The sequence below is a fragment of the Serratia sp. HNCC26DJ206 genome, from assembly GCF_057180605.1.
On record NZ_JBXUGP010000062.1, the window covers coordinates 1 to 12100 of the forward strand.

The window sequence follows — 12100 nt, forward strand, 5'->3', positions numbered from 1 at the left end:
CAAATCCTGCGGGGCTTTATTTTTTGCCGAAGCCAAAATTTGCTAGACTAATGCCCGCCATAAATCATTTGTTACCGAGGCAGTATGTTGGAGTTTGAAGGTCAGACAATTGAAACTGACGCCCAGGGTTACCTGAAAAACAGCGCCGACTGGCGAGAAGGCCTGGCCCCGCTACTCGCGGCGCAGGAAGAGATCGTGCTGACGGAAGCACACTGGGAAGTGGTGCGTTTTGTGCGCAGTTTTTATCAGGAATTTAATACATCACCCGCTATCCGCATGCTGGTGAAAGCCATGGCACAGAAATACGGCGAAGAGAAAGGCAACAGCCGTTATCTTTACCGTTTGTTCCCGAAAGGCCCAGCCAAACAGGCGACAAAAATCGCTGGCCTGCCAAAACCGGTGAAATGCATCTAACATTCAGTAGCGGATGCTGAACCCTTTGTGATCGGCGACGCCTTGCGGCTCCACCAGCACGCGCTCAATGCGGGCACCACGTGGGCCGCCGCTTTTTAACCATTCAACCAGTTGATTAACCTGTGGCTGTTCACCGCAGGCGACAACTTCAACGCTGCCATCATCCAGATTGCGTGCATAACCGGTTAGCCCTAGCGCCGTCGCTTTATGCTGCGTGTTATAGCGAAAACCCACCCCTTGCACTAGACCATAGACATACGCGGCAATACAAACTTGTGTCATAATCGACTCCTTATCGATTTTTCGTTTATGGCATTTTCTGCGCTGATGCCCAGAGAGTGTGACTCTTTTTTATCTAGCTGGCAGCATACTTAATTATGACCGTACGCCTGTTTCTCGCAAAGGGACGTGAAAAGTCCTTACTTCGTCGCCATCCATGGGTTTTCTCTGGTGCGGTTCTGCGCCTTGAAGGTAAAGCTCTCTCTGGCGAAACCATTGATATTCTCGATAGCCATGGCAAATGGCTGGCGCGCGGCGCTTACTCGCCAGAATCACAAATTCGCGCGCGCGTCTGGACCTTCCAACAAGATGAAGAGATTGACATTGCGTTCTTTATCCGTCGTCTGCAACAGGCGCAAAGCTGGCGTGACTGGGTTGCAAAACGTGATGGGTTGAATGGTTATCGCCTGATTGCCGGTGAGTCTGACGGTATGCCGGGGATCACCATCGATCGCTTCCAAAACTTCCTGGTGCTGCAATTGCTTTCCGCAGGCGCAGAATATCAGCGAGCGCCACTGATTTCAGCCTTGCAGCACTGCTATCCAGAGTGCGCCATCTACGATCGCTCCGACGTTGCCGTGCGTAAAAAAGAAGGTCTGCCTTTAGCACAAGGCCTGGTTTTGGGCGATCTGCCACCTGCTCTGTTGCCAATTACCGAACACGGTATGAAATTGCTGGTAGATATTCAGCAAGGCCATAAGACCGGTTTTTATCTCGATCAGCGTGATAGCCGCTTGGCTGCGCGCAACTATTCTGCCGGCCGTCGCGTACTGAACTGTTTCTCTTATACCGGTGCTTTCGCGGTTTCGGCATTGATGGGCGGTTGTACACAGGTCATCAGCGTGGACACTTCACAGGCGGCGCTGGATATCGCCAAACAGAACGTTGAGCTGAACCAACTGGATCTGAGTAAGGCAGAGTTTGTGCGTGACGATGTTTTCCAGTTGCTGCGCAGCTATCGTACACAAGGTGAAAAATTCGACCTGATCATCATGGATCCGCCCAAGTTCGTCGAAAACAAGAATCAACTGGCTGGCGCCTGCCGTGGTTATAAAGACATCAATATGTTAGCGCTGCAATTGTTGAACCCGGGTGGCATTTTGCTCAGCTTCTCTTGTTCCGGCCTGATGCCAACCGATTTATTCCAGAAAATTTTAGCCGATGCCGCTGTAGATGCCGGGCGTGATGTACAATTTATAGAGCAGTTCCGGCAAGCTGCCGATCATCCGGTGATCGCAACTTACCCTGAAGGGTTGTACTTGAAAGGGTTTGCGTGTCGGGTGATGTAACTTGAAATACGCTGTTTTGCCCTCATATAGAAGGCAAAGCACTGTTTCTCAGGAGGTCATCATGATTGCCAGTAAATTCGGTATTGGACAGCAGGTACGGCATAAATTGCTGGGGTATTTGGGCGTGGTTATTGATATCGACCCCGAATACTCTCTGGAGCAACCCAAAGCTGACGAGATTGCAGCCAACGATGAGCTGCGTCTCGCACCTTGGTATCACGTAGTGATGGAAGACGAAGAAGGTCAACCGGTTCACACTTATCTGGCTGAAGTACAGTTAGCAGGTGAAGAACAGGATGCCCATCCAGAACAACCCTCGCTGGATGAACTGGCGGAATCTATCCGCCACCAGTTACAGGCTCCACGCCTGCGCAACTGAGCACCAAAGCCTGAGAAACCCGCGTAAGGGCTTGGCATATGAGGCCAGGCCCTTATTTTTAGCGGATTCAGCGCTCAAGGCCCAAGCGTGGGATCTCTATTTTCGGGCAGCGATCCATAATCACTTTTAGTCCTGCATCCCCAGCCAGCACCGCAGCCTGTTCGCTGATAACCCCAATTTGCAACCACAGTACCTTGGCACCGATAGCGATCGCTTCCTGTGCCACACCGTAAGCCGCCTCAGCGTTGCGGAATACATCAACCATATCGATAGGATAAGGAATGTCTTCCAGTTTGGCGTAAACCTGCTGGCCAAGCAGCGTCTGCCCCGCCAGTTTCGGGCTGACCGGCGTCACTTGGTATCCTTGAGCCTGCAAATAGGCCATCACACCGTAACTGGGCCGACCAGGATTATCACTGGCACCCACCAGCGCAATCGTTTTTACCTGCTTCAGCACGCCTGCAATGTCTTGATCTTGCATGTTTCACTCCCGATAGGGTGTAGGGGAAATTCCTTTCTCAAGTGTAACCGAAGGCTCTATATCAGTGAGCTTTTCTTCGCGACATACCCGCGGCGTTTTAATTCAAAATATTTATAAATATGTTAAAATGTAAATTAATGCGTGATATTGAAAAACTTTGACACAACCTGCGCTGTGCTCAACACTTATCACCATGTCCTACGAAAAGGAAATAGCAATGAAATTTGGTTTGGTGGTTGCGGGGCTATTCAGTCTTTCGCTGAGTGTATCGGCCGCAGCTACAACCCTGAAACTTTCACCGGATATCGATTTACTGGTGGTTGATGGCAAGAAAATAACTGGCTCATTATTAAAAGGCGCAGACAGCCTGGAGCTGGATGGTGGACAGCATCAGTTGCTGTTCAACGTCACCAAATCCATACGCAAGAATGCACGGACTCAAGTGCTGTATACCTCACTGCCATTGATAGTAGTGTTCAATAGTCAGAATGTCAGTTCGGTCAGCATTGAACTGCCACGTATCGAAAATGAACGCGAAAGCAGGCACTTTGATGATGTGTTGAATTATAAAATCATAGATAAGAACGGCAAAGCGCTGGCGGTAAAACGCGATGTGCTGCCGATGCATACGCTGTCTGCCGATACCCATCTGGAAAAAGTGATAGCCGATTACAACGCTCAGGCTCGCCCAGCGTCTGTGCCCGCACTGGCACATCTGCGTGCCACCATCATCGCAGATCCGCCAAACTCCGCTAAGGCAAACCAGAAGGTGATTACCATGAAAGGGGAGAACGTATCAGAGCAGATGCTGCAATACTGGTTCTTGCAGGCCGATAAAGAAACGCAAAAGCGTTTTATCAATTGGGCCAGCCAACGTGCCACTCATTGAGATTCATTCACGCCTTTCTTATGCAAAGGCGTGTTTTACTCGCATTTTCCGGTGTTAACGCTGGGCAGTGAAAAGCAGTTTCAGTAATCTGTAGCGAATCATTTGAGTTGCCAAGGACACTGATATGGAACAGACCACCCGCACCATCGCCGCACGCAAGCACATCGCGCTGGTTGCGCACGATCATCGTAAACAAGCTCTGCTGAAATGGGTTGAAGATCACAAGGATATACTGACGCAACATCAACTTTATGCCACTGGCACCACGGGCAATTTGATTCAGCGAGCCAGCGGCATCCCGGTTCAAAGCATGTTGAGCGGCCCGATGGGGGGTGACCAGCAGGTTGGCGCACTCATTTCTGAAGGCAAGATCGATATGCTGATCTTTTTCTGGGATCCGCTCAACGCCGTACCGCACGATCCCGATGTGAAAGCGCTGCTGCGCCTAGCGACCGTCTGGAACATTCCCGTCGCCACCAACCGCTCCACAGCAGATTTCCTCATCGACTCACCGATGTTCAAACGCGAAATCGAGATCACCATTCCTGATTATCAAAAGTATCTCGAAGCTCGTCTGAAATAACCGTCAAGGCCTGGTGCTGCCACCAGGCCTGCATTCACGGCTTTTTCTGCAGCGGTACGCCGATATCCTGTAATTGCTCAACAAACACCGACGGGCATTCGCGATCCTGCAATAGCCACACCTGATGTTTGGCGCGCGTCAGTGCCACGTACAGCAACCGCCGCTCTTCAGCGTCAGGGAAATCTTCCGGCTGCGGCAATAACACCTCTTCGATCAACGATTCACGGGCAATTGCCGGGAACCCATCATTCCCCTCGTGCAACCCGGCAATAATCACATATTCCGCCTGCTGCCCTTTGCTGGCATGTATGGTCATAAACTCAATATTCAGCTTCGGCCAGCGCGTTGCGGCTTTTAGCAACACATCGGGTTTCAGGTGATGATAACGCGCCAACACCAGAATGCGCTCCTCGGGTTTTGCATAACCACTCATCTTGTCCAACAAGGCTTCCAACTGCTCCTGCGGCAAAATAACCACTGACTTTTTATTGCCTTGAGTCAGGCTGTTAAGCGGCTTTTTCAGCTGATGCGGGTTCTGCTGGATAAAACTGTTCGCTACTTCACCGATACGATCGTTGAAACGATAGGTGGTATCCAAGGCACATTGCGCACCCTCACCAAAATTCGCGGCGAATGCGGTCGTCAGCGCAAGTTCTGCACCGCTAAAGCGGTAAATAGCCTGCCAGTCATCACCGACGGCAAACAGGCAGGTCTGCTTATTCTGCCTGCGCAATGCTGCCAGCAGTTGAGCCCGCTGCGGCGAGATATCCTGAAACTCATCCACTAAAATGTGTTTCCACGGGCTGATAAAACGCCCTTTATCCAGAATATTGACCGCCTGATGGATTAGCCCGGCAAAATCCACCGCGCCCTCTTCCTTCAGCGCGGCTTTCCACGCTTTCAGCAACGGCGCCATCAACCGGATGCGTTTGGCGAATAGATCGCGGATTTCTTCATCAGCCAGTGCGATCATCTCGGCCTGACTACCGCCATAGGTGCGCATCAACCCCAGCCAACGCTCAAGACGCCCGGCCAAACGCTCCGCCAAACGCGAGTCATGCCAGAAATCCCCCTCGGGGACTTCCCATTCCAACTCTTCTATCAGCCACTGACGCCAGCCTTTGGCCTGCACTTTTTTCTCTGTGCATTGCTGTTGCCAGTGTTTTATCAACAATGCCCGGCGCGCTTTGCTGTCGGTTTCCAGCTTGCTGATTGCCGGGGCTTTGCGGCTCCCTTCCTGAATCACCTGTAGCGCCAGCGCGTGGAAGGTTTTGGCCTGAATGGCGACATTCCCCAAGCGATCCCGAATGCGCTCATTCATTTCATCAGCGGCTTTTCGGCCAAAGGCCAGCAGCAGGATCTGCTCTGGTTCGGCCTCCTGACGACGCAACAGCCACCCGGCCCGTGCGACCAAGACCGACGTTTTACCGCTGCCCGCACCGGCCAGCACCAGCACAGAATCCTCACCGTTCACCACCGCTCGGCTTTGCGACACATTCAGTGGTGAAGTTTCAATGGTCTGGAAGAAATCGTGGTGGGTTTCCAACATACGCTCGGTCCACTGCTGGTTGCGCTGCACGACGCTACGTTGGCCATGCTGCAACCATTGCAGACATCGCTGATAATCCTCGCGACAATTATCAAACTCGTCCAGCCGCACAACCGGCATCGGTAATGCCCCGAAAGCCTGACGGATTTGTTGTTGCAGTTTGCTCAACTCAGAACGCTTGAACCATTTATCCTGCTGTTCGATAACACCAATGTGCTCAACCTGCTCTTGCAATACCCCCGCACTGACTGCGCTCATCTCAGCACTCCACTGCTGCCAGGATTGCAGCAGATAATGGTAGAAACGCTGTGTCTCTTGCCACTCAGTGCCATGCAGGCGAACCACCTTTTCATCAGGCAACTCGAACTCCAACTCACCCCAGACGATGCCACGCTTGCAGCGCACATGAATTAACTGATTGAAAGGGATAAGATATTCATGCTTCTCGCCGCTCACTTCAACGCCAGCATGCAACAGCCGCACGCGATTGTAGGGATGCTGCGCCAGGTGTTTGCCCAGCGATGTCGCTTTAAGTTCCATATGCTCGCGCCATGATTCTCTTGAGATTAATATCGCCAGTTTACCTGCGATAAGCAGTGGCACTCTAGCGTTAAAAACAGGGTAGAATAGTAGGTAAATATATCCACCATTAGAGCAGAGTGTCGCCTATGCGTACCGTATTGAATATTCTTAATTTCGTGTTGGGCGGTTTCTTCACAACCCTTGGTTGGTTGATTGCCACCTTCTTTAGCATAGTGCTGATTTTTACCCTACCACTGACCCGTTCCTGCTGGGAGATCACCAAGTTATCCTTCCTGCCATTCGGTAACGAAGCGATTCACGTGGATGAATTATACCCAGAGAAGAGCAACGCACTGCTTGCCGCCAGTGGCTCGTTGCTGAATATCGTCTGGCTGGTGCTGTTTGGTTGGTGGCTGTGCCTGTCGCACATCGCTGCCGGAATTGCACAGTGTATTACCATTATCGGTATCCCGGTTGGTATTACCAATTTCAAGATTGCAGCCATCGCGCTGTGGCCCGTTGGGCGACGCGTCGTTTCTGTTGAAATGGCCCAACTGGCGCGAGCGGAAAATGCACGGCGTCAGTACCAGAAACGTTAATTTTTTCTCCGATTAAGGAGTTTTTGTGCTCTCTTTTGCACCAGCCATTAGGCGTTATACCTATAACAGCAATCTGCTTTACAACCTGCGGATCTTTATTGCCTTGGCGGGTGCTGCGGCGGTGCCCTGGTGGCTGGGAGTGCCAACACTGACCATCCCGCTGACGCTGGGCGTTGTGGCAGCCGCGTTAACCGATCTGGACGACAGATTGGCCGGGAGACTGCGTAACCTGCTGATTACGCTGGTGTGTTTTTTCCTTGCTTCAGCATCTATTGAATTGCTCTTCCCCTATCCTTGGTGGTTTGCTCTTGGGCTGACGACTTCAACCTGCGGATTTATCCTGCTGGGCGCGCTAGGGCAGCGTTATGCCACCATTGCTTTTGGTGCATTATTGATCGCTGTCTACACCATGCTGGGCACATCAATGTATGACGCCTGGTATCAGCAACCGACGCTGCTGATTATCGGTGCCATTTGGTACAACCTGCTGACGCTGATCGGCCATCTGCTGTACCCGATCAAGCCATTGCAGGAGAGCCTGGCTCGCAGCTACGAACAGTTGGCAAACTATCTGGATGCCAAGGCCAACCTGTTCGATCCGGATGCCGAGCACGACAAGGATTTGCCCTGGATGGATGTCGCAATGGCCAACAGCGCGCTGGTCTCAACGCTCAACCAAACCAAAGCCTCTTTGCTTACCCGCCTGAAGGGCGATCGCGGCCAGCGCGGCACCCGCAGGACGTTGCACTACTATTTTGTGGCGCAAGATATTCATGAGCGAGCCAGTTCCTCTCATGTGCAATATCAGACACTGAGTCAACAATTCCGCCACAGCGATATTCTGTTTCGTTTCCAGCGTTTGCTCACCATGCAGGCTCGTGCCTGTCGGCAGTTGGCGCAATCGATCCTGCTACGGCAGAAATATCTTCATAACCCGCGCTTTGAACCGGCATTTACCCGTATAGAAGAGGCGCTGGCACAGATTGCGATCACCGCAGAAAACCGTGAACTGACCAGAGCACTCTCACACCTGTTGAAGAACCTGCGGGCTATTGATGCACAGTTGGCCAATATTGAGTCAGAACAGGCGCTGGCCAATGAACAGACGGAAGAGAACAGTCTGTCAGACGATCGCCTCACCGGCTGGAGCGATATTCGTCTGCGTATCAGCCGCCACCTGACGCCCCAGTCGGCCTTACTGCGCCATGCCGTTCGCATGTCAGTCGTGCTATGCACAGGCTACGCTTTTATCCAGATTGCCAATCTACAGCACGGTTACTGGATCCTACTGACCAGCCTGTTTGTCTGCCAGCCAAACTACAACGCCACCCGCCGACGCTTGGCGTTACGTATCATCGGGACGCTGGCGGGTATTTTGATTGGCCTGCCGATCTTGTACTTTGTCCCCTCTCTGGAAGGGCAAATGATTCTGATCGTCATTTCTGGTGTGCTGTTTTTTGCGTTCCGTACCGTGCAATATGCCCATGCCACGATGTTTATCACCCTGCTGGTTCTATTGTGTTTTAACCTGCTGGGTGAAGGATTCGAAGTGGCGGCTCCGCGCGTTTACGATACCCTTTTGGGTTGTGCTATCGCCTGGGCAGCAGTGAGTTTTATCTGGCCTGACTGGAAGTTCCGCCAATTATCTGCGGTTGTGCGCAAAACGCTTAATGCCAACTGCCGCTATCTGGACGCTATTATGGTGCAATATCATCAGGGCAAGGATAACGGTTTGCCTTATCGCATTGCCCGCCGGGATGCACATAACAGCGATGCAGAACTGGCTTCAGTGATTTCCAACATGTCTGCGGACCCTAAAGCAGATAAAACCATTCAGGACGCGGCTTTCCGCTTGTTGTGTCTTAACCACACACTGCTAAGCTATATTTCAGCACTCGGAGCACACCGCAAGCGCCTGAATAACTCCGCCGTGCTGGACTTGCTAAATGATGCCGTATGTTATGTTGATGGCGCATTGCACCACGATGCACAAGACCATCAACGTATCATGCAAGCTCTGGAGACGCTCTCCGCACGTATCGAGCAGTTAACGCCTGAACCTGAAAGTGAAGAACAACTGGTGTTGCAACAAATTGGATTAGTGCTTGAACTGCTCCCAGAACTGACGGCACTCAACGCACAGATCGGTAAAGCAGAATTAATTATTTAGGGGCCAAGTGCCCGACTTTTTTTCCAAACGCGGCTTCAGACAAGGAAGCACCATGGTTTCTTCGAACCACTCGATCAACTCTTCCTTCTGAGAGGCTGGTAATGCGGCATGGTGATACCCCGCCAGTGCTCCAGCTAGTGATATCAACACTTTCATGCCGAGACCTTGTTGCTGCTGCAACAGTTTGAGGTAGCAATCTCTGGCACCCAGCAAGCGCAATTCATAAATGCTCTGTATGCCAGCCCGCCATAATAAGCGTTCCATTGCTACATCAATGTTCGGTAAGTCTTTCAACCTACCATTGCTGCGGGTTTTCACCGTAATCTCTTTACGTGTTTCACACACCGCCTGCCAGGCGAGCGCGAACAGTTCCTGGCTTTCCTGCCATAAGGATTCATCCACCCAATAATAGCGCATGGTCACTGGCGCCCCGCGCTTTAGATACGTCATATTCACCATCCCACGCCCACGAAATGTCGACTCCAGGCTCTCGGTAGCACGCAAATACAATTCTCCCTCTGCAATGACGGCAAACATCGTGCCGTCGGCCAACAAGCCGTATCCGCCAAATTGCGAACGTGTAGTAATTTTTCCTAATGCGGCAAAGCAGACTTTTGCCTGTGCGATCCTTCCTGCAGACCTGCCTTTCATTAAAACCTCCTTGAGTGAATGATGATCTATACCCGCCACATCTCAATATGCTGGGATGTTGCTGCTCACCTATATTTTGAAATCCATTAGGCATAGACATTCGTTACATCAATGAAATAAACGTAACTGGAACAACTAATTAGGGAAAATACGCATTATCCCCTTCGGTGCCAATCACAAAATTGAGGTGTATAAAAAAGAATCGCAAATATGCGAGGCGTCACGAAAATTTGAGTTGATCTTCTGTTTTGATAGCTATACTGTACATACATACAGTAACACTACGGGCGGGATACTTCATGCGTACTCAATCACTCTATCAACCCCAGTTCAGCCATACTTCTTTTGCGGTTAACAAGACTGCAGAAATGTCTCACAACGGTAAGGTCAATGGACTCATCAGTGAACTTGTTTACAGCGAGCACCAACCCGTTGTGGCGCAACTCCTTGTACCACTGCTGCAACAGCTGGGTATGCAGTCACGCTGGCTGTTATGGCTGACCCCACAACAGAAGCTCAGCAAGCAGTGGCTACAGCAAGCCCAGTTACCTGTCGATAAAGTGGTACAGTTGAGCCAGATCAGCCCAATGGATACCGTCGACGCCATGGAGAAAGCATTGCTGACCGGTAATTACAGTGTCGTGCTTGGATGGTTGCCAGAACTGACCGAAGAAGATCGCCTAAAATTGAGTCGGGCAGCGGAATTGGGTAACGCTTATGGATTCATAATGCGCCCGCAGCGAGACGTAGATCCCTCACACGGACACTGTTCTACGCTAAAAATTCACTCTTCTTTGTATCATTAAGTAAATTTAGGATTTTTCCCATCGTTCTTTACCCCTAGTGAGAGAACTCACATGGGATCATGCACAAAGCTAGGTTGGCTGGGGTTTCGCATCAATTATTGTACAAAAAGCAGACACGGTTCTTGTTGTAATATGTTAGCGAATATGTCTAGTTCCATGTTTTTTTTTAGAGCTTTATCACATCACACTTGTAACTTTCGCGCCACGTTGTAGACTTTACATCGCCGAGGTTGCTCTATAAGGCCAGAAAAACTGGCAGAGTGACAAACGAGGGTACAAACCTGGGCGAATGAATTTAAACCAAGGGCTTAAAGCAGCTTTAAAGCTCATTGCCTATTTGGATGATAACGAGGCGCAAAAATGAAAAAGACAGCTATCGCATTAGCAGTGGCACTGGCAGGTTTCGCTACCGTAGCGCAAGCCGCCCCAAAAGATAACACCTGGTACACCGGCGCAAAACTGGGCTGGTCCAAGTATTATGACACTGGGTTCGACGGTAATGGCTTTGACAGCACTATCGGCAATGGTCCAACCCACAGAACTCAACTGGGTACAGGCGCGTTTGTAGGTTATCAAGCGAACCAATACCTGGGCTTCGAAATGGGTTATGACTGGCTTGGCCGTATGCCTTACAAAGGCAGCGTGAACAATGGTGCTTTCAAAGCTCAAGGCATTCAGTTGGCAACCAAGCTGAGCTACCCAATCATGAACGATCTGGACATTTACACTCGTCTGGGTGGTATGGTTTGGCGTGCAGATTCTACCGCTTACTACGGTGCAACTGGTGATCGTATCAGTGCTCACGATACTGGCGTTTCTCCTCTGGCAGCAGTAGGTCTTGAATACGCTCTGACCCAGAACTGGGCTACCCGCCTGGATTACCAGTGGACTAACAACATCGGTGACAAAGGTACCGTTGGTGCTCGTCCAGATAACGCCATGCTGAGCGTTGGTGTTTCTTACCGTTTCGGCCAGGATGAAGTTGCTGCTCCAGTAATTGCTCCAACTCCAGCCCCAGCTCCAGTTGTTGAAACCAAGAAGTTCACCCTGTCTTCTGGTGTTCTGTTCAACTTCGGCAAATCTACTCTGAAGCCAGAAGGTCAACACGCTCTGGATGAACTGTACAGCCAACTGAGCTCTCTGGATCCGAAAGACGGTTCTGTAGTAGTTGTCGGCTTTACTGACGCAGTAGGTTCTGCTGAGTCTAACCTGCGTCTGTCTGAGCAACGTGCACGTAGCGTTGTGGATTACCTGGTTTCTAAAGGTATCCCAGCAGACAAGATCACCGCTCGTGGTATGGGCAAAGCTAACCCAGTTACCGGTGACACCTGTGGTTACCGCTCTGGCCGTGCTACCCCAGCACAGATCGCATGCTTGGCTCCAGATCGTCGCGTAGAGATCGAAGTTAAAGGCATCAAAGAAGTTGTATCTCAGCCTCAGGGCTAAGTTACCTCTCCTTAGTAAAAAACCCCGCATTGCGGGGTTTTTT

At 51.0% G+C, this 12100-nt stretch carries 13 protein-coding genes; 9 read left to right on the top strand and 4 right to left on the bottom strand.

Annotated features, from left to right (window positions below; genetic code table 11):
• Positions 1-84: 84 nt before the first annotated feature.
• On the top strand, positions 85-414 hold the full coding sequence (tusE, locus tag AC2A1E_RS23325; RefSeq protein ID WP_484385730.1) for a sulfurtransferase TusE: 330 nt from the start codon (positions 85-87) through the stop codon (positions 412-414).
• A gap of 3 nt (positions 415-417) precedes the next feature.
• Here tusE and yccX read toward each other — a convergent pair whose 3' ends face one another.
• Positions 418-696 (bottom strand): acylphosphatase, encoded by a 279-nt coding sequence (gene yccX, locus AC2A1E_RS23330; RefSeq protein WP_459402218.1) that lies wholly within the window; start codon positions 694-696, stop codon positions 418-420.
• A gap of 95 nt (positions 697-791) precedes the next feature.
• Between yccX and rlmI the strand changes: the two genes are divergently transcribed.
• Positions 792-1982 (top strand): 23S rRNA (cytosine(1962)-C(5))-methyltransferase RlmI, encoded by a 1191-nt coding sequence (gene rlmI, locus AC2A1E_RS23335; RefSeq protein ID WP_459402217.1) that lies wholly within the window; start codon positions 792-794, stop codon positions 1980-1982.
• Positions 1983-2043: 61 nt separating this feature from the next.
• Positions 2044-2361 (top strand): heat shock protein HspQ, encoded by a 318-nt coding sequence (gene hspQ, locus AC2A1E_RS23340; RefSeq protein WP_024913550.1) that lies wholly within the window; start codon positions 2044-2046, stop codon positions 2359-2361.
• A 67-nt stretch (positions 2362-2428) separates the two neighbouring features.
• Here the strand turns inward: hspQ and AC2A1E_RS23345 are convergent, their stop codons facing one another.
• Positions 2429-2842 carry a CoA-binding protein gene (locus AC2A1E_RS23345; RefSeq protein ID WP_484385731.1) on the bottom strand — a complete coding sequence of 138 codons (414 nt, stop codon included), beginning with the start codon at positions 2840-2842 and terminating at the stop codon, positions 2429-2431.
• A 217-nt stretch (positions 2843-3059) separates the two neighbouring features.
• Here AC2A1E_RS23345 and AC2A1E_RS23350 point away from each other — a divergent pair, with 217 nt between their 5' ends.
• Together AC2A1E_RS23350 and AC2A1E_RS23355 are read left to right on the top strand one after the other, a co-directional pair.
• On the top strand, positions 3060-3731 hold the full coding sequence (locus AC2A1E_RS23350) for a DUF2057 family protein (protein ID WP_484385732.1): 672 nt from the start codon (positions 3060-3062) through the stop codon (positions 3729-3731).
• Positions 3732-3855: 124 nt separating this feature from the next.
• On the top strand, positions 3856-4314 hold the full coding sequence (locus tag AC2A1E_RS23355; RefSeq protein ID WP_473187628.1) for a methylglyoxal synthase: 459 nt from the start codon (positions 3856-3858) through the stop codon (positions 4312-4314).
• Between the two features lie 34 nt (positions 4315-4348).
• Here the strand turns inward: AC2A1E_RS23355 and helD are convergent, their stop codons facing one another.
• Positions 4349-6403 (bottom strand): DNA helicase IV, encoded by a 2055-nt coding sequence (helD, locus tag AC2A1E_RS23360; RefSeq protein ID WP_484385733.1) that lies wholly within the window; start codon positions 6401-6403, stop codon positions 4349-4351.
• A gap of 128 nt (positions 6404-6531) precedes the next feature.
• Here helD and AC2A1E_RS23365 point away from each other — a divergent pair, with 128 nt between their 5' ends.
• Positions 6532-6984 (top strand): YccF domain-containing protein, encoded by a 453-nt coding sequence (locus tag AC2A1E_RS23365; protein WP_459402212.1) that lies wholly within the window; start codon positions 6532-6534, stop codon positions 6982-6984.
• Between the two features lie 25 nt (positions 6985-7009).
• Positions 7010-9154: a YccS family putative transporter gene (gene yccS / locus AC2A1E_RS23370; RefSeq protein WP_484385734.1), complete on the top strand. Its 2145-nt coding sequence runs from the start codon at positions 7010-7012 to the stop codon at positions 9152-9154.
• Here the strand turns inward: yccS and AC2A1E_RS23375 are convergent.
• A complete protein-coding gene (locus AC2A1E_RS23375) occupies positions 9143-9805 on the bottom strand; it encodes a TfoX/Sxy family DNA transformation protein (RefSeq protein WP_484385735.1) in 663 nt (220 codons plus the stop codon). The genes yccS and AC2A1E_RS23375 overlap by 12 nt on opposite strands.
• Positions 9806-10104: 299 nt before the next feature.
• On the opposite strand from AC2A1E_RS23375, the gene sulA reads away from it, so the two are divergent.
• Together sulA and ompA are read left to right on the top strand one after the other, a co-directional pair.
• Entirely contained in the window at positions 10105-10611 is a 507-nt protein-coding gene (gene sulA / locus AC2A1E_RS23380; RefSeq protein ID WP_484385736.1) for an SOS-induced cell division inhibitor SulA, read from the top strand.
• Positions 10612-10971: 360 nt separating this feature from the next.
• Positions 10972-12057, top strand: coding sequence for a porin OmpA (ompA, locus tag AC2A1E_RS23385; protein WP_484385737.1), 1086 nt, complete (start codon positions 10972-10974; stop codon positions 12055-12057).
• Positions 12058-12100 lie beyond the last annotated feature (43 nt).

Bases quoted from the DNA above. Each gene is read 5' to 3' on its own strand.
- tusE (WP_484385730.1), top strand. From the start codon at position 85: ATGTTGGAGTTTGAAGGTCAGACAATTGAAACTGACGCCCAGGGTTAC.
- yccX (WP_459402218.1), bottom strand. From the start codon at position 696: ATGACACAAGTTTGTATTGCCGCGTATGTCTATGGTCTAGTGCAAGGG.
- rlmI (WP_459402217.1), top strand. From the start codon at position 792: ATGACCGTACGCCTGTTTCTCGCAAAGGGACGTGAAAAGTCCTTACTT.
- hspQ (WP_024913550.1), top strand. From the start codon at position 2,044: ATGATTGCCAGTAAATTCGGTATTGGACAGCAGGTACGGCATAAATTG.
- AC2A1E_RS23345 (WP_484385731.1), bottom strand. From the start codon at position 2,842: ATGCAAGATCAAGACATTGCAGGCGTGCTGAAGCAGGTAAAAACGATT.
- AC2A1E_RS23350 (WP_484385732.1), top strand. From the start codon at position 3,060: ATGAAATTTGGTTTGGTGGTTGCGGGGCTATTCAGTCTTTCGCTGAGT.
- AC2A1E_RS23355 (WP_473187628.1), top strand. From the start codon at position 3,856: ATGGAACAGACCACCCGCACCATCGCCGCACGCAAGCACATCGCGCTG.
- helD (WP_484385733.1), bottom strand. From the start codon at position 6,403: ATGGAACTTAAAGCGACATCGCTGGGCAAACACCTGGCGCAGCATCCC.
- AC2A1E_RS23365 (WP_459402212.1), top strand. From the start codon at position 6,532: ATGCGTACCGTATTGAATATTCTTAATTTCGTGTTGGGCGGTTTCTTC.
- AC2A1E_RS23375 (WP_484385735.1), bottom strand. From the start codon at position 9,805: ATGAAAGGCAGGTCTGCAGGAAGGATCGCACAGGCAAAAGTCTGCTTT.
- sulA (WP_484385736.1), top strand. From the start codon at position 10,105: ATGCGTACTCAATCACTCTATCAACCCCAGTTCAGCCATACTTCTTTT.
- ompA (WP_484385737.1), top strand. From the start codon at position 10,972: ATGAAAAAGACAGCTATCGCATTAGCAGTGGCACTGGCAGGTTTCGCT.